Source organism: Shewanella sp. 10N.286.52.E4 (assembly GCF_041468785.1).
GTDB lineage: Bacteria > Pseudomonadota > Gammaproteobacteria > Enterobacterales > Shewanellaceae > Shewanella > Shewanella electrodiphila.
The window spans coordinates 1-209 of sequence record NZ_JBFRJJ010000075.1; the positions used below are offsets into that span (position 1 = coordinate 1).

1 pseudogene is annotated in these 209 nt (G+C 50.2%); it reads right to left on the reverse strand.

The features are described 5' to 3' along the window. Nucleotides 1-209 (reverse strand): annotated as a pseudogene (locus AB4153_RS21285) (IS91 family transposase); the annotation flags it as partial.

A 209-nucleotide genomic window follows, 5' to 3' on the forward strand; every position in this document is an offset into this window, starting at 1 on the left:
AGTGGCGTTAGGTGTCGTTGTGTTTTTCCTAAGAAAGCTTGTCAGTCGCGCATGCGCTTTTTCATCCCTTCGTTGCCAGCAACCCATAAATATCATCGGTTGTTGGCAACAGGGGCAAGGTCGGACAGCTTTAGTTTTAGTGGTGTTTTCGAGCGGCGAAAACACGGTGCCAGCAACGGCTAACATCAAGCGTATTCGTTGCCGCAGCT